This is a genomic window from Saprospira sp. CCB-QB6 (assembly GCF_028464065.1).
Classification (GTDB): Bacteria; Bacteroidota; Bacteroidia; order Chitinophagales; family Saprospiraceae; genus Saprospira.
Map to the genome: position 1 here is coordinate 2,735,070 of NZ_CP116808.1, position 17,431 is coordinate 2,752,500.

A 17,431-nucleotide genomic window follows, 5' to 3' on the forward strand; every position below is an offset into this window, starting at 1 on the left:
AAACGAAGGGCCGAGCGAATAGCGAGCCCCGCAGCATAGCGGCGGCCGACCTAGCCAAAGGCTAGCCGGCCGCGGGCCCCAAAAAAACAGAAGAATTATGCAAAAATGGATATGGGTTTGGGCCTTAGCCCTTTGTTTTGCCTGCCAAACAGCAGCCCCAGAAAAAGAAATAACGGCAGCCCCTAAAACGGAAGCAGATAGCTTATCGGCTGAAGCCAGAGCCTTGAAAAGCAATCGGGCAAAATCCTTTGAGGCCTACTGCTTTTTTGAGGGAGATGATCCTCAAAATCAATTGGATAGCTTAGCTGCGGCAGCTTGGTGGGAGCGTATGCAGCGAGAAGAGGGCTGGCATCAGGCCAAAAATTTATTGCAAGAAAAAGGCGCTGGTCCTTTGGGGGCCGAGTGGAATGCGAATACGGATTTATATGTTTTGCTTCGTTTTCCGACGGATTACAATGGCGATTTTCGTTTGAGTTATGGGACCGAAGCGCAAGCTTTCAAGGCGGAATTGTATCGAGCGGCAGAAGGCTTATTGCTTTTTCGTTTGCCACAGGAAATTTGGGCGATGAAAGCTAGTCAAAAAGCGGAGCCAAAAGATTATCCGTTGCTATTTTCTGAAGAAGAACTGGCTGCAAATGCCAAGAACTCGGCCTTGCTTCAGGCAGCTGAGTTTTTGCCCTTACGTATTTATTATAAGGAGGATTTATTTCGGAGTTTCTATCTCCGCTTTGCTTATGGCGATTAGCCAATTGCGTAAATGTTGGCCTTGGCCTTTTCGCTTTTTGGTCTTATAATACCATTTTGCGGTGACGACCAGATGGCTAGCGCCTCGGATGCAATGAAAAGAGTAGGGGAGTTGGGCCTGATTTAGGCTTTGGGCAAAAGAGGCCGATGCTCGAAAATCGACTAAGCCATCTTTATTGCCGTGTAGTAAAAGGGCTGGAAAATCGTCTTTGGGATCAATCAAATAAATGGGATTGGCCAATTTGAAATTAACTGAATTATTGCTGCCTGCATATTGTCGAAGAGGAAGGCTAGACTCCATCTGATTAAGGTCTAAAGCGCCTGCGATAGAAAAAAAGCCAGTAATATTTTGAGTGCTTAGGCCTAAATTCTTTAAGCGATCTTGATCGTAGGCCAAAAGAGCGGCTAAATTTCCCCCAGCAGAGCTTCCACCAATAATCCATTGACTTTTGGGGCCTGAAATATTCCAATGCTTGAGGGCGGCTAAAATGGCTTGGTCAATATCGAGTTGTAAATCTTCTTGGCAATAAGTAGGGGCCAAACGGTAAGCGGGCATGACCAAACGGTAGCCCAAATCGGTAAATAATTGGGCTAAATGTTGATGTTGTTCTGGTTTACCCGTTCGCCAAGCACCACCATGGACATAAAAAATAATGGGAGCTTGTTTAGCTCCGCCCAAAGGTTCATAGAGCCAGAGATATTGTCGTTCTTCTGGGCCATATTGAATGCGTTGCCGTTCTGCTTGGGCGGGCTGTTGCCGGTTAAGGCGAAAAGCATGAACAGGATAGGCCAATACTTCCCAAATGCTGCCAGCTGTTTTGTTTTGGGCCCAACTGCTGCTAAAAAAGGCCAAAAAAAGGAGCAAAAAGTAAAACTTGATTTTCATTGAATAGCTGTTTAATTTTTACTTTTCGCTCCACAAAGAAAGCACCAAAAAGGCTAAAATCAATCTTCAAAACGAAGTTGATAAGGGCGTTGCATTTGGGCGGCTAGTTCGCTTAAAGAAAAAGCGCCAAAGAAGCGATAAAACTCTTTGCCTTCGAAAAAGACGAGTAGGAGAGGGACCGAAAAAGCATTATGTTGGGCCGCTCGTTCGGGCTCGGCCATACAATCAATTACTTCTAATTCCATTTTTGGGTAATGTTCGGCTACAAACTCGCGAAGTTTGGGCAGTAGGGCATGGCAAACCCCACATTGAGGTTGTGTGAAATAGAGAAATTTGTCCATTAGCTAGAAATTAAAAAGGGCTGACTCTCTGCAGAGTCAGCCCTTTTTTTGAGTAAAAGACCGTCAGATTTAGTTCTGATGGTTCAAAAAAGCACTCAAAATGCGATTAAACTCATCAGGACGTTCCATCATTGGGGCATGTCCACATTTATCGATGTAATATAGTTGAGATTTCTCAATCCCTTTGTGAAAATCCTCACCAACGAAAGGAGGCGTAATGCGATCTTGCTTTCCCCAAATAAGCAAAGTGGGGAGCTTGATATTGTGTAGACGGTTTTCTACATTATCGCGGATAGCAGAACGAGCACAAGCTACTACGCGAATTGCTTTTTCGTTATTGTTGACAATCTCGAAAAGGCTATCGACTAATTCTTTGCTAGCTGTGGCAGGATCATAAAAGGTATATTCTGCTTTGCGCTCAATAAAGGTATAGCTCTTCCGCTTAGGAAAGGTATTCCCCAAAGTGTTTTCAAACAGTCCAGAGCTACCAGTTAGGATCAGGCTTTTCAAGCGATCTTGCTCTTCTAGGGCCATAAATAGGCTAACGTGCCCACCCAAAGAATTGCCCAAAACATGCATTTTTTCCGTTTCGCCCTTGGCCTCAAGAAACTCTACCACATAATTTTTGAGGTAGCCCACCGAAAGCTCTCTTAGAGGCGCTTCATAGATGGGAAGTACAGGAACCAAAATGCGGTAATCCTGACGGAAATGTTCGATAATTGTACCGAAGTTACTAAGGGCCCCAAAAAGACCGTGCAAAAGCAAAAGGGTTTCCCCTTGGCCTTCTTCTATATATTGGAACTTTCCTAGCTCCTTGACTTTGTAGTCCATAACTGAGAAATTCTTATTTTACTGATAATCAATCAAAAAGGCCCTGTAGGGGCCTTAATTGGCCTCAAAAATACATCTTTTAGATTAGTTATGGACCGCAAACCCCTATTTTATCTTAAAAAACTTTTGATTTCTTTTCCCTTAGGGGAGAAGGGCTAGCCTAAAAAAAGACTATTTTCGCCCATCCTTTTTATAGACCAAAATTGCTATCATGGAGATCGCTCAATTATATACCCATTTTTTATCGGCTAAAGGCCTTTGTATTGATAGTCGCCAAGTTAAGGCGGGAGATTTGTTTTTTGCCTTAGGCCAAAAAGATGAAAATGGATGTCACAAAGGAAATGATTTTGCGGAAATGGCTTTAGCAAAAGGAGCTTTGGCCGCTATTATCAACGACCCTCGACTAAAAGCCGAAAATGCGCAAGATGAGCGCTATATTTTAGTGGAAGATGTAGAAATTTGTCTGCAACAATTGGCTAAATATCACCGCAAACAGCTAGATATTCCCGTTTTGGCGGTGGTGGGCTCCAATGGCAAAACAACTTGCCGAGAGTTACTTTATTTGGTCCTTTCACAAAATTATGATTGCTGGGCCACGCCTGGCAACTTGAATAACCACTTAGGTTTGCCCCTTTCCGTTCTGCAAATTAAAAATGAACATGAGTTGGCTATCCTAGAAATTGGTGCAAATCACCTAGGCGAAACCGCTGCCCTCTGCGAAATTGCCGCGCCTACACATGGCCTAATTACTAATCACGGTAAAGACCATTTGGGAGAATATGGCTCGGTGGAAAATATCCAGAAAGCCAATCACGAACTCTATGATTATTTGGCCAAAACAGGGGGACAAGCCTTTGTTTATGGTCAAGATCCAGTGATGATGAAGGCCGCTAAACAACTAAAAGATCCCATTTTTTACGGTCGCCCCAATGACCAAACTAAGGCAAAACTACTTGCCGCTCCCGATCTAGAACTACAAATCCAATTGGGCAAAAGAAAGTTAGCAATCAAAATGAATCTTTTTGGCGAGTTTTGGGCGCCCACCGTTTTAGCCGCTGCCACAATTGGCGATTATTTTGCCCTGCCAGCTGCCGTGATTAAACAAGCACTGGAAAGCTACGCCCCAAAATCTCTTCGCTCCGAACGCCGAAACTGGAATGAGCAAGCGCTTTTACTCGATTGCTATAATGCCAATCCAAGCAGTATGCAAGTCTTTCTGCAAGCCGCTAAGGCCGAAAAATCAGCGCCCAAGGTTTTTGTCCTAGGCGAAATGCTGGAGCTCGGCAAGTTTAGCCAAAGGGAGCATCAAGCGCTATTGGACCAACTGGCTGACGAAAAAGAAATTCAACTTTTCTTGTTTGGCCCTAGCTTTTTGGGCTTGTCGCTGCCTCCTTTCGCCCAACATTTTGAGCAGTTGGACCAACTGCGACAGGCTTTGCCTACTTCTGGCCACGCCATTTATGTCAAGGGCTCTAGAGGCAACCGCTTAGAACAACTTTTTGATTAAAATTAGAGCAATGGTGTTTTGGGGCTGCCCCTCGCTTCGCTCGGGTCGCTCCCTTCTGGGCTCGCAGTTCTGCTCGGCCCTTCGTTTTTTTCGCTACGCTCAAAAAACTCGGTCTGGCCTTCGGCCACCCTACAGGCAGCTCAGCCTGCGGCGGCTTCGCCGCCTGTAGAACGCAAAAAAATGGACCAAAAAAAAGCGATCCCAAACGGGATCGCTTTTTCATGTTAGCAGTGACTCTTTAGTCTTCAACTTCAACCTCTTCTTCCTTTTTAGTAAACAAGAGCTTTTCTTGTCCTTTAGGAAGGTCGACATAAATGAGGTCGCCAGGGGTAAATTGGCTAGCTAGCAGCGCTTTAGACAACTCATTGACCAATTCTCTTTGAAGTACGCGCTTCATGGGGCGGGCTCCAAAGGCCGGCTCATAGCCCAAATCAGCTAAGTAATCAATGGCGGCTTGAGATAGCTCAATATCAAAGCCTTGGCTCAATACTCTCTTGCGAATGCCTTTAAGTAGAAGATAAAGAATCTGCTTAATTTCTTCGCGGTTGAGCATAGTAAACATTACCGTTTCATCAATTCGGTTGAGGAACTCAGGACGAACATGGTCTTTGAGTCGCTCAATAACTTCCAATTTAGTCGTTTCAATGATCGTTTGGCGTTTGCTTGGATCGACATCGTCTAAGCCATCAAAGTTATCTTGGATCACATCGGCGCCCATATTGGTCGTCATGATGATAATGGTATTTTTAAAATCGGCTACACGGCCTTTATTATCGGTAAGGCGGCCATCGTCTAGGACCTGCAACAAAATATTGAAGGTATCAGGGTGGGCCTTTTCAATTTCATCGAGTAGAATGATAGAATAAGGCTTTTGACGAACAGCATTGGTCAATTGTCCTCCTTCTTCATAGCCCACATAACCAGGAGGTGGACCTACGAGTCGAGAAACAGCATGTTTCTCCATATACTCGGACATATCAAAGCGGGTAATTGCTCCTTCATCATTAAAGAGGAGCTCGGCCAAGGCTTTGGCCAATTCCGTTTTACCTACCCCAGTTGTTCCCATAAAGAGGAATGAACCAATGGGTTTTTTTGCATCTTGTAGGCCAGCGCGGCTACGGCGAACGGCATCTGAAACGGCTTGTACCGCCTCTCTTTGTCCAATAATTCGCTTGCCAATTTCATCTTCTAAGCGGAGGAGTTTTTCTCTTTCGCTTTCGAGCATTTTGGCTACGGGAATACCGGTCCAACGAGCAACAACTTCTGCAATGTCATTGGCATCTACTTCTCCATCCGTTAGGCGTTTTTCAGGAGAAAGGGTTTCTAGTTGGGCTTCTGCATTGGCCAAAATAGTTTCCTGTTCTTTGATTTTGCCATATTCCAATTCGGCCACTTTAGCATAATCGCTATTACGGCGAGCCTCTTCAGCTTCTAGGCGATATTTTTCAATTTCAGACTTACAAGACTGAATAATATTGATCAATTCCTTTTCTGACTCCCAAGCGGCTTTTAGGACCGTGAGTTCTTCCGAGATGTTGGCAATTTGTTCATTGATAGCATCCAATCGCTTTTGGTCGCCATCTCGTTTTACAGCCTCGCGTTCAATTTCTAGTTGACGTACCTTGCGGTCCAATTCATCTAATTTTTCGGGCATCGAGTTTAGCTCTAAGCGAAGTTTAGCCGCAGCCTCATCCATCAAGTCGATGGCTTTATCGGGTAGGGCACGATCACTAATATAGCGATGAGAAAGTTCTGCAGCGGCAATGAGGGCGTCATCGAGAATGCGAACTTGGTGGTGATTTTCGTAGCGTTCTCTTAGTCCACGCAAAATGGCCACAGTTTCTTCCAAAGAAGGTTGGTCAATGACAATTTTCTGGAATCGTCTTTCCAGGGCCTTATCTGTTTCAAAGTACTTTTGGTACTCATCTAGGGTTGTGGCACCAATAGCGCGTAGTTCGCCACGGGCTAGAGCGGGTTTAAGAATGTTGGCGGCATCCATTGCGCCTCCACCTCCACCAGCACCAACTAGGGTATGAATTTCATCAATAAAGAGGATGACATTATTAGAAGTGGTAACTTCTTTGACGACTGCTTTGAGGCGTTCTTCAAATTCCCCTTTATATTTGGCGCCAGCTACTAGAGCGGCTAGGTCTAGGCCAAAAACGGTTTTATCTTTTAGGTTTTCGGGCACATCGTTATTTACGATACGCCAAGCCAAACCTTCTACAATAGCGGTTTTACCCACACCGGGTTCTCCGATAAGGATGGGATTATTCTTTTTGCGGCGAGAGAGGATATGGAGTAGGCGGCGAATTTCATCATCGCGGCCGATAATGCGGTCCAATTTCCCGTTGCGGCATTGTTCGTTATAGTTTACGCCATATTTGCGGAGGGCGTTAAATTCATTTTCGCCGCTTTCGCTTTTTACGGTGCGGCCTTTGCGCAATTCCTTAATGGCGTCGCCAAGTAGTTTTTCGTTAGCGCCGAGGCTACGGAGTAGGCGAGTGGTTTTATCGTCTACAGAGAAAATACCAGCCAGGATCATATCGAGGGCAACAAACTCATCGCCGAAATCGCGGGCGAGGTTTTGGGCATTTTGGATAGCTAGGCTAGCTTCTTTAGAAAGGTGGCTGCCTGAGTTGCTTCCATAGACTTTAGGGTAAGCATCCATAATTACCTCTAGCTTTTGCTTGAGGTCCTTAAGGTTTACCGATAATTTTTTGAGTAGGTAGCCCACTACATTATCATCCACTTCTAACATAGCGGCTAATAAATGGGCCAATTGAACGTCTTGCTGTTGGCGGCCGCGCACGTATTCTTGTGCTTTTAGTACGGCCTGCCGGGCTTTTTCGGTGAATTTATCAAACATAATTTATAGGGATTTTTATCTATACAAATGGAGATTGATTCTCTTTGCTGCTTTTCTTTTCAAAAGCAAATCCAATTCTTGAAGTTAAGGCAAAATGGCAGCTTTCCAAAGCTTTAGCTGACATTTTGGGTGTTTTCGGTTCCTATTCCGTGACAATTTTTCCGATTGTCGATTTTCGGTCCAATAGGGGGCGGCGAAGCCGCCGCCAAGGCGCGCAGCGCCTCGGCTGAGGGATGGACAGCAGTGGCCGTAGGCCAGACCAAGGCGCTGCAAGCGCCGCAGGGCCGAGCGAATAGCGAGCTGCGACACAGCCCGACCCGACCGCAGGGAGGGGCAGCCCCAAAAAATAGCAGAAAAAAAGCGAATACTACAATTTGCTGCAGCATTCGCTTGGGGTTAATTTTTATAATAATTGAGGGCTTCATCGCCCATTTTTGCCATGTTGTCAATAAAAAAACGGAGGTCGCCCAGTTGTTCGTCGCTCATTCGTTCTTTAGTGAAAATGGGGACGCCTTTCCAGTTTTTGCCCGATTGATAGCGGTGAGCGGAATAAATGGAAAGTTTGGCTTTGCCTTCAAAATTGGCGGCTAATCGCTTGAAGGTTTTTTGGCGGCTATCGAGTTTGAAGCGGCTATAGCGTTTTTCTTCATGGCAGTGGAGGCAGCTTTTTTCGTAAATTTTGCGGCCATTGAGAAAGCTATTGCTAGCAGGGGAGACCATTTGGCGGGCGCGTACATCTGGTGGGCGTACCAAGTGGGCTGGATAAACCTCTGAGTAATAGCGGCGAATGAGGTTTACGGCACGGGCGTTACTGCGGTTATTTTTGATAGAGTATTCGACCTTTTCCCAATCCTCTTTTTTCATTTCTAGTTCGCCCATTTTTAGTTCTAGAGTCCAGAGATAAGCCAGAATGGCTTCTTGTTCCCAGTCTTCCATTTTTCGGCCATCGGCAAAAAGTTGATTGCAAGCATTCATGGCTTTGCGGAGGTCAAAATGGGCATCTTTTAGGAGTGGAGCATGGGGCCCGTCGTAGAGTTTGGCAAAGTCATTATTAAAGAAGAAGATGCGGTTAATCATGCCGTAGAAACTAGGGCCAGGAAGAAAAGAAAGTTGGTTAGAGTCTACATATTTGAGACGTTTTTGGGGGTCTAAATTATCTAAACTAGGTTCTTCTCGAACGCTGAGGTGACAAGAGCTACAACTTAGCGTCTTACTCAATAATTCGCTACTAGAGCCATCTTTGTTAGTAAATCCCTTTTCAATTAAATCTTTACCTTGTTGAATCATTAATTGATCTTTGGCCTTGGCCCAGTCTTTTGGTTGGTTGGTTTTGATTTTACCCAATTTGCCCATTACTGTCCAGAGTGGAGTGCTTTCAGTCATCTGAAAATCAGATTGCTCTTCCTCTCTTTGAAGTTGTGGGCTAGTAAAGGCTGTAGCTAAGCCCCAACAGAGGCCCAAGACCGAAATGGCAATTTGCCAAGGTTTGGGGCGGATATATAAAATTGGTTTTAGCATATTGCTTGTTTTGCTCATCTTGGAATATAGTGTGTGAAGAACTACTTAAAAAACAGGATATTAATGCCTTCTAGTTCCTTAGGCTAAAAATAGGCCAAAAGTCTGCTATTAAAACAGCTTGATAGACTTAGACTAGGGATGAAATTAGCCGAAGTTAATTTAAAATTGAGGGAAATAGGGAGATTTTAAAAAGTAGATAAGTTAGACTAATTAAAGAGAGCTAAAAAGGCTGATCACAATTTAATTGTTTTAAAAGAGATTATAAAACAGTACGTAAAAAAAGCCAGCTCTCCTCAGAGAACTGACTCTTTTATTTAGGGGCCCGCGGCCGCCCTTTTTAGCGGGGCGGCCGCCGCTAGGCTGCGCAGCTCGCTATTCGCTCGGCCCTGCGGCGCTTGCAGCGCCTTGGTCTGGCCCTACGGGCCACTGCTGCGCAGCGCTGGGCCATTGCTCGCTGCGCTCGCTGGCGGCTTCGCCGCCTCTAAATGCCGCCTTGTCCACCGCTTCCACCATCTCCTCCGCCTGAGCGGTTTTCTAGTTGGCTACGGCGTTTGTTTTTCACATTCATCTTACCAAAGTTATAGCTCATACTAAAGTTGATGACGCGATTTTCCCATTCGTAGATTCCACTTTGGCGGAAACTATCTGTGCTCCGCTGATAACGATAGCTATTGCTGTAGATGGGGTTTTGTACCCATAAAGAGAGGCGCAGTTTTTTATCCATCAATTGTTTATTTACAGAGACCCAATGCCAGAAGTTAGGTCGGTTACTTCCTTGGATATCGCGAACCTGGTACCAAACAGAACCTCCCATAGAGATATTCAAACCAATTTTCTGCAAGCGGATACTGCTGAAGATATTTCCACTGGATCCCAAGGTCTGATAAGATAAATCTTGTCCTTCTACTTCTGCATCAAAGTGAGATTGATAGAGGTTTCCACCTAAATTGATCGTCCACCAAGAAAAAATACTTGTATTGAAGTTGAAGTCTAAACCGTATTGGTAGTTATAGGCCAAGTTTTGGGGGCGAGAGCGAATGACCCCTGTTAGGCTATCGATAGTTTGTACTCGAGTAGATTCATTATCGTTATAGCTAGCATATAGACCAATATTGATTCCTGATTGACCAACATAGTTGCCATAGTTCAATTCCACTTTATCAGTAAAAGAGGGTTGGAGGTAAGGGTTGCCATAATAAAGGTATCTAGGATCTTCAAAGCTAGGGAAGGGGTTGGTAGACCAAGATCCAGGGCGATCAATGCGACGGCTATAGTTAAAGGTCATTTGAGCTGATTTACTCATTTGGTAACCCAAGTTTAAAGAAGGAAAAAGCTGAAAGTAGTCCCAGGGATAACTTTCATTAGTACTAATCAAACGAGGGTCTACACTAGCCTGTTCTAACCGAAGGCCAAATTTACCACTCCACTTCTTGCCAAATTTTTGGCTATAGGTACCATAAAGGGCGTGAATTTGCTGCTCATACTCAAAGATATTTGAGCGGCTACTATCATTGACTAAGCTGGGCAGTTGAGGAACATAGTTATAATAGCCAAAGTCACTACGATCTAATTGATAGCGATAGTGATAGCCTAGCTCTAGACGTCCCTCTAATTTGGGTAAGGGAAGTGTATAATCAATACGAGCCCAAATTTCTCTTCGACTATCAAAATCCTCTATGCGTTGAGAATCTGGTGCAGTAGTAAATGCATCACCATTGGGCCAATAAGATTGATTCCCGTAGTAGTCTACATCTTGATCTTGGCTATTAGATATTTGGAAGTCAAAAACCAACTCATGCTGATCGCCCATGCCCCCAATTTTATCTAAGTTGGGCTTACCCGTAGAATCCTTTTCTGGGAAAATAATGGAATAAACAGCATTGTAACTCCAGTTATAATCTTGAGCATCGCCATCTCGGCCTCTAATCTCTTGGCTGTAGAAAACTGAGTCTTGGCCAAAGTTGTCATATTGCGTTTGTCCAGTATTCAAACCAGAACCAGCTCCGCCTCTAACTTGCATCGAGAGGGTTTGGGTAGGGCTAATATAGTAGTCCATGCCTAAACGCCCCCAAAAGTTGTCATTTTTGCGACGGCTATCGCGATAGGTATTGAAATAATAACTACTATCGGGCAATTGATTGAAACGATAAGCCTCAGAAAGGGTGTAAGAACCTCTGCGGTTCCAGCTTACATTAGAAAAGAGATTGAGTTTTTCTGATTTGTAGTTGAGTCCCAGTCCTGTATTAAACTTATTGAACATAGGCCCAACAGGCTCTGAACGCCAACCTCGAGCATTTGTCCCAATTCTTGCATTGACATTACCCGTAAAACCAGAAAGTAGATTACGCTTCATCACAATGTTGATGATTCCACCTGCTCCACCATCAGGAGCATCTTTGGCTGAGGGACTGGTAATAATTTCTACACTTTTGATGCTATTTGCAGGAAGCTGGCGAAGTACAGCAGCTTGGTTTTCTCCTGTAAGGCCAGTAGGCTTGCCGTTAATGTATACCTGGACGACTTTGCCTCGAACTTTAATTTGTTCATCTTGATCAACCTCAATGCCAGGAGTAGAACGAAGTACTTCTGTGGCACTTTCACTATTCCCTAAACCGCTATTTTCTACATCAAAAACCTTTTTATCTAGGCCCAGTTTGAGTAGCGATTTATTGGCTGTAATTTGTACCGTTTCCTGGGTAGCTGCATCTGGTTTTAGTAGAATCTGCCCAAGATTAAGCGTAGGAAGTTCTAAGCGTAGACTATCTATGCGCTTTTCTTCATAGCCCATAAAATTGAGCTTTGCATAATAGTCGCCATAAGGGAGGCCAGGGATACGGAAATTCCCATCCATATCGGTAATGCCCCCAGTAATTAGAGAGTCGCTTAAATTGTATAGGGAAACAGTTGCAAACTCTAATGGCTTTTTGTTTTCGGTATCAACCAGTTGCCCTAAAACAGTGGTTTGGGCTGGAGGCATAGGGCCTTGGGCCCAGCTCCATACACAATAGAGCAGAAAAATGGGGAGGAGGGTTAGTTTCATGTTTTTTGGTGTTAAGATCGAGGTTAAATGTTTTTTGATAACTACAATAAGTTGGGGGAGATGCTTTGAGAGGCAGACAAAGGGCAACTAAATGCCTGATTGCTGCTACAACAAGACTATTTAATAGTGGGGCTAACTTTCTACCCATAATAGGTTAACAGCCCCCTAGTTACGTACTCTTAACAGTCCTTAACCTTTATAATTCGACTAAGTAGGACTTTTGAAAGACTGAACTATCGGTTTAGTTTCTGGTCGGTCCAATTTCTGTTTTTGTAGAATTTCTAATTAAAGGGCTATTTTTTTCCTTTATTTAAGTCTTCAGTCTACTCTATCAAAAAAATTGAAAAACTATACCTTATGTTGAAAAAGAAAATTGCAAGCTTGGCCTTTGGTCTTTTGGCAGGAGCTAGCTTGTTGGCCCAAACAGGGCCCGATCGTTGGCAACAGGCGGCCAAATATTATATGGAAATTGATATGAATACCAAAAAGCATCAGTTTGATGGTAAACAGAAGCTGGTCTATACCAATAATTCGCCAGATACCTTGCGTAAAGTGTTTTACCATCTCTACTTTAATGCCTTTCAACCAGGTAGCATGATGGATGAGCGCTCTAGAACGCTGCCTGACCCCGACCCTCGAGTAGGCGATCGCATCGCTCAGCTCAAACCCAAAGAAATTGGCTACCATAAAATCAAGAGCTTGCTGCAAGATGGCAAAAAGGTGAATTATGAAGTGGCCGAAACAATTTTGGAAGTAGAATTAGCTGAACCCATTTTGCCTGGCGCAAGCACTACTCTAGAAATGGAGTTCAAAAGCCAAGTTCCCTTGCAAATCCGCCGATCTGGCCGCAATAGCAGCGAGGGCATCGACTACTCTATGTCGCAATGGTACCCCAAACTTTGTGAATATGACTATCAAGGTTGGCATGCCAACCCCTATATCGGCCGAGAGTTTCATGGCGTTTGGGGAGATTTCGATGTAAAAATTACGCTGCCTGTAGAATATACCGTAGGAGCTACGGGCTATCTACAAAACCCTAACGAGATGGGACATGGCTATGAGGATGTGGGGCAAAGAGCTAACCTCAAAGGGAAAAAACGCCTCACTTGGCACTTTATCGCTCCCAATGTACACGATTTCGTTTGGGGCGCTGATCCCGATTACATCCATGATGTGGTTCAACTGGATGATACGACTAAAATTCACTTCTTCTATCAAGATGATGAAGATTATAAAGCCACTTGGAAAGCCTCGCAGGAAAAAATGAAGAAGGCTTTTGGCTATATCGAAAAACGCTTTGGGAACTACCCCTATCGCCAATATTCCTTTATCCAAGGAGGTGATGGTGGAATGGAATATCCTATGGCCACACTCATCACCGGAAACCGAGCCCCCTCTAGCTTGCAAGGTGTGATGGTGCACGAACTCATGCACACTTGGTATCAAATGCTGATGGGTACGAATGAAGCGCTTTATGCTTGGATGGATGAAGGCTTCACTTCTTATGCCACGAATATCGTTACTGCCTATTTGGACGGCCAACTAAAGAAAGGCGAAAACCCACATTATTACTCTTACGCGGGCTATAAACAACTGGCCAAAAGTGGAGTGGAGGAACCCCTAAGCACACATGCAGATCATTTTATGAGTAATGCAGCCTATGGTGCAGCCTCTTATAGTAAGGGAGCCGTTTTTGTCCACCAATTAGAATATATCGTGGGCGAAAAAGTACTCAAAGAGGCCCTGCTAGATTATTACTATAACTGGCGATTTAAACACCCCAATCCCAATGACTTTATCCGTATTGTGGAAAAACGTTCGGGTTTAGAGCTAGATTGGTACCGTGAGTATTGGGTTAATAGCACACATACTATTGATTATGCCATTGATAAGGTGGAGAAGAAGGGCAAAAAGACTTTGGTTCAGCTTCAACGTCTAGAAAGTACAGGTGAAAAAACGGGCATTAAGAATGGCCGTATGCCTATGCCTGTTGATCTGGTGGTGAAGTATATGGATGGCAAGGAGGAAAAAACAGCTTGTTTCCACATTCCCTTGGCCATTATGAGAGGGGCCAAAGCCAATGAAAATATGTACCTAGAGTATAATGTTATGCCCGATTGGCGTTGGACTCATAAGGCTTATGAGCTAGAATTGCCCATCAAACAAAAGGATATTATTAGTATGGAGATTGATCCCTCTGGTCGCATGGCCGATATCAACAGAAAGAATAATACCTATAAGCCTGATTAGTCTGCTAAGAAGTTTTGCTTTGAGCCACTCTATTTTAATGGAGTGGCTTTTTTGTTTTTGGGGCCCGCGGCCAGCAAAGCTGGCCGCCGCTATGCTGCGCCGCTCGCAGTTTGCTCGGCCCTGCGTCGCTTCGCTCCTTGGTCTGGCCTTCGGCCACGGCTGCGCAGCGCTGGGCCTGCTCCACTTTTGTTTTCACTTGATTCTTTCTGCTTCGGCCTTTTTCTGCCCCTTTTAAGCGGTAGGCCTCGCTTCGCTCGGCCTGCTTCAATATGTCCCCGCCCACCCACCCCTCTACGGGATTCCTTAAGGGAATCCCTTGGGGCGGCTGGGCCATTAAAATTTTCCTTCCTAAATCTTCCCGATGGGTAGTTGTACCCTTCCCGATGGGTATAGTTAGTCCTCCTCTTATATTTTTGCGATTTAGCAGGCGGCGAAGCCGCCGCAAAGGGCCGCAGGCCCGTGGCTGAGGGATGGACAGCAGTGGCCCAAAGGGCCAGACCCAGCCGCCTTTGGCGGTGCAGGGCCGAGCGAATAGCGAGCGGCGAAACAGCCCGACCCGACCGTAGGGAGGGGCAGCCCCAGAACAAGCAGTCTATAATTATTGTTAAAAAAAAGAGTTTAATACATTCATAAAAAAGCCGAGAAGGGGGCTGCTCTTTCTGTAATATTGTACTTTGGCGCAAAATAACGCTAGAACTATGTCAACTGCTTATCCTGCGAAACTGCTCCTCTTTGGAGAATACAGCATTATGCAAGCTGCGCCTGCTTTGGCTTTGCCATTTTGGGCCTATCGGGCTGATTGGTCTTGGAAGCCATCTGTAGATCGGGCATCCTCTCAAAAGGGGTTGCGTCTACTATTGGAGAGTATGGCGCCAAATTGTTGTCTTGATTTGGGGCGTTTAGAGCAAGATTTATTGGATGGGATTTGGTTGCAGAGTAATATTCCGCATGGCTATGGTTTGGGGAGTTCGGGTAGTTTGGTGGCGGCGGTGTACGAGCGTTATGGGAAAGGCAAAAAGGCAAGAGGGGAAGAGTTAATATTGACTTTAGCGCAGATAGAAACTGCTTTTCATGGGCAGAGTTCGGGGATAGACCCCTTAGTGTCTTATTTGAGAAAGGGGTTATTTTGGCAAGATGGGCAGAGTGAAATTTTGGGGCAAGAAATCCGTTTGGGGGAGAGTGATCGGGGCCAGTTATTTTTATTGAACACAAAAATTGCGAGGCAGACTGCTCCATTAGTACAGCATTATTTGCAGGCTTGTGCGCAGGCTGATTTTCCGCTAGTAGAGCAGGAGGCGCTTGCTTTGGCGCATCGGGAGGCTAGTTTGGCTTTTTTGGGGCAGGAAGAAGGGCCATTGGCTCAGGCTTTTGGGAAGATATCGGCATCACAGTATCAATTTTTTCAGCGGATGATACCAGATCAGTTTAAGGCTATTTGGCAAAAGGGTTTGGAAGGCAGTAGTTATTTATTGAAGCTTTGTGGTGCTGGAGGAGGTGGTTTTTTGTTGGGATATAGTAATAATTGGGGGGAGACGCAGCGGGAATTAGGGGCTTTTGAGTTGTTACCATTGGTATTAGAAGATATTTAAGATAAAGAAAATAGGCTAGAAAGGCTTGGGGCGGCTAGTCTAGTGAAAAAGAGAAAGCAAGCTTCATTATCTAGTATAAATAATGTAAATTTGAGCGCTCCCAAGGGGGCCTAAATCATTTATTTCATTTTGCACAACTATACGATCCATGAGTGGAGAAAAAATTAGCATGAAAGAAGGGCAGTTGCAAGTGCCTAATCAACCTATTATTCCTTTTATTGAAGGAGACGGCATTGGTCCAGATATTTGGGCTGCTTCTGTTCGCGTTTTTGATGCTGCTGTAGAGAAAGCTTATGCTGGCGAGCGCAAAATTGAGTGGAAAGAAGTATTGGCTGGTCAAAAAGCCTTTGATGCGACACAAGAATGGTTGCCACAGGCTACCCTAGATGCTATTGATGAGTATTTGGTAGCGATCAAAGGGCCATTGACTACACCTGTAGGTGGAGGAATCCGCTCACTAAATGTGGCTTTGCGTCAAAAGCTTGACCTTTTTGCTTGCGTGCGTCCTGTGCGTTGGTTCCAAGGAGTTCCTTCTCCCGTAAAACAGCCTGAGTTGGTAGATATGACTATCTTCCGTGAAAACACAGAAGATATTTATGCTGGTATCGAATATCTTACTGGCACGCCTGAGAATGACAAGGTGAAAAAATTCCTCATTGAGGAAATGGGCGTTAGCCAAATCCGCTTCCCCGAAACTGCTTCACTAGGTATCAAGCCTGTTTCTATTGAAGGAACTGAGCGTCTAGTTAAGGCGGCTATTGATTATGCTATTGCGAACAATCGCAAATCAGTAACCTTGGTCCACAAAGGAAACATCATGAAGTTTACTGAGGGTAAATTCAAAGAGTGGGGTTATGCTTTGGCTAAGCGTGACTACAATGCACAAGATTTGGATGGTGGACCTTGGCAGGTAATTGATAACAATGGCCAAGAGATCATTGTAAAAGATGTAATTGCAGATGCATTCTTGCAGCAAATCCTTCTTCGTCCAGCAGAGTATGATGTAATTGCTACTCTAAACCTAAACGGAGACTATGTCTCTGATGCTCTAGCTGCTATTGTTGGTGGTATTGGTATTGCTCCTGGTGCAAACATCAATTACACTACAGGAAAGGCTATCTTTGAAGCAACTCACGGTACTGCGCCTAAGTATGCAGGTCTAGATAAAGTAAACCCTAGTTCTGTAATTCTTTCTGGTGAGATGATGTTCCGCTATATGGGCTGGAACGAAGCTGCTGATCTTATCATAAAAGGTATTGAAGGCGCTATTCAGAAGAAAACAGTTACTTATGACTTCCACCGCCTAATGGATGATGCGAAGTTGTTGAAGTGCTCTGAGTTTGGCGATGCTATTATCGAAAATATGTAAGCCGATTCTTTTCGCTTTTATTAGCCGCTAAGTCTAGTACAGACTTAGCGGCTTTTTTTGTGCTTATATATAGTATAGTTTGCAGCTTGCTGTATTTAGGGGCCTCCGCTGCGGCTTTGCCTTGCGGTGCTACGCTTCGGGGCTCGCAGTTCTGCTCGGCCGTTATTTCCTTCGGTCATCGAACTGCGGCTTTCAGCCTTGTTGTCGTTTTTTCGCTACGCTCAAAAACTCGGTCTGGCCTTCGGCCACCCCGCCGCATCGGTTACTCCCTTTGGTCGTCGAAGACGGACTAAAGTCCTTGTTGTCGCAGCTCGCTGCTGTTTAGGGGCCTCCGCCTCGCTTTGCTCGTCGGCGCTACGTTTCGCAGCTCGCTATTACTTGCTTCGCTGCGTCGGCTCCCTTTGGTCGGGTCGCTCGGCCCTTCGTCGCTTTGCTCCTTGGTCTAGCCTTCGGCCACTGCTACACATCGCTAGGCCACTGCTCAGCT

At 45.0% G+C, this 17,431-nt stretch carries 11 protein-coding genes; 5 read left to right on the forward strand and 6 right to left on the reverse strand.

Going from position 1 to position 17,431, the window contains the following annotated elements; genetic code table 11:
- Window positions 1-97: 97 nt before the first annotated feature.
- Window positions 98-745 (forward strand): hypothetical protein, encoded by a 648-nt coding sequence (locus PPO43_RS10545; RefSeq protein ID WP_272617567.1) that lies wholly within the window; start codon window positions 98-100, stop codon window positions 743-745.
- On the opposite strand, the gene PPO43_RS10550 is transcribed toward PPO43_RS10545, so the two are convergent.
- The 3 genes from PPO43_RS10550 to PPO43_RS10560 all read right to left on the reverse strand — a co-directional run bounded on the left by PPO43_RS10550 (window position 704) and on the right by PPO43_RS10560 (window position 2,802).
- Window positions 704-1,630: an alpha/beta hydrolase gene (locus PPO43_RS10550; protein ID WP_272617569.1), complete on the reverse strand. Its 927-nt coding sequence runs from the start codon at window positions 1,628-1,630 to the stop codon at window positions 704-706. The two genes, PPO43_RS10545 and PPO43_RS10550, sit on opposite strands and share 42 nt — an antisense overlap.
- A gap of 59 nt (window positions 1,631-1,689) precedes the next feature.
- Window positions 1,690-1,971, reverse strand: coding sequence for a thioredoxin family protein (locus PPO43_RS10555; RefSeq protein ID WP_272617570.1), 282 nt, complete (start codon window positions 1,969-1,971; stop codon window positions 1,690-1,692).
- Between the two features lie 69 nt (window positions 1,972-2,040).
- Complete coding sequence (locus PPO43_RS10560; RefSeq protein ID WP_272617572.1) at window positions 2,041-2,802, reverse strand: alpha/beta fold hydrolase; 762 nt, start codon at window positions 2,800-2,802, stop codon at window positions 2,041-2,043.
- Window positions 2,803-3,013: 211 nt separating this feature from the next.
- Between PPO43_RS10560 and PPO43_RS10565 the strand changes: the two genes are divergently transcribed.
- The gene (locus PPO43_RS10565; protein WP_272617574.1) at window positions 3,014-4,309 is read left to right on the forward strand and encodes a UDP-N-acetylmuramoyl-tripeptide--D-alanyl-D-alanine ligase; all 1,296 of its coding nucleotides are present in this window, start codon (window positions 3,014-3,016) and stop codon (window positions 4,307-4,309) included.
- Between the two features lie 238 nt (window positions 4,310-4,547).
- Here the strand turns inward: PPO43_RS10565 and PPO43_RS10570 are convergent, their stop codons facing one another.
- The 3 genes from PPO43_RS10570 to PPO43_RS10580 all read right to left on the reverse strand — a co-directional run bounded on the left by PPO43_RS10570 (window position 4,548) and on the right by PPO43_RS10580 (window position 11,736).
- Window positions 4,548-7,178 carry an ATP-dependent Clp protease ATP-binding subunit gene (locus PPO43_RS10570; RefSeq protein WP_272617576.1) on the reverse strand — a complete coding sequence of 877 codons (2,631 nt, stop codon included), beginning with the start codon at window positions 7,176-7,178 and terminating at the stop codon, window positions 4,548-4,550.
- A gap of 396 nt (window positions 7,179-7,574) precedes the next feature.
- Window positions 7,575-8,696: a hypothetical protein gene (locus PPO43_RS10575; RefSeq protein WP_272617578.1), complete on the reverse strand. Its 1,122-nt coding sequence runs from the start codon at window positions 8,694-8,696 to the stop codon at window positions 7,575-7,577.
- A 481-nt stretch (window positions 8,697-9,177) separates the two neighbouring features.
- Window positions 9,178-11,736 (reverse strand): TonB-dependent receptor domain-containing protein, encoded by a 2,559-nt coding sequence (locus PPO43_RS10580; RefSeq protein WP_272617580.1) that lies wholly within the window; start codon window positions 11,734-11,736, stop codon window positions 9,178-9,180.
- 357 nt (window positions 11,737-12,093) lie between these two features.
- On the opposite strand from PPO43_RS10580, the gene PPO43_RS10585 reads away from it, so the two are divergent.
- The 3 genes from PPO43_RS10585 to icd all read left to right on the forward strand — a co-directional run bounded on the left by PPO43_RS10585 (window position 12,094) and on the right by icd (window position 16,944).
- Window positions 12,094-13,986, forward strand: a complete 1,893-nt coding sequence (locus PPO43_RS10585; RefSeq protein ID WP_272617582.1) for a M1 family metallopeptidase — start codon at window positions 12,094-12,096, stop codon at window positions 13,984-13,986.
- 698 nt (window positions 13,987-14,684) lie between these two features.
- Window positions 14,685-15,575: a GHMP family kinase ATP-binding protein gene (locus tag PPO43_RS10590; protein WP_272617584.1), complete on the forward strand. Its 891-nt coding sequence runs from the start codon at window positions 14,685-14,687 to the stop codon at window positions 15,573-15,575.
- Between the two features lie 148 nt (window positions 15,576-15,723).
- Window positions 15,724-16,944, forward strand: coding sequence for an NADP-dependent isocitrate dehydrogenase (icd, locus tag PPO43_RS10595; RefSeq protein WP_272617585.1), 1,221 nt, complete (start codon window positions 15,724-15,726; stop codon window positions 16,942-16,944).
- Window positions 16,945-17,431 lie beyond the last annotated feature (487 nt).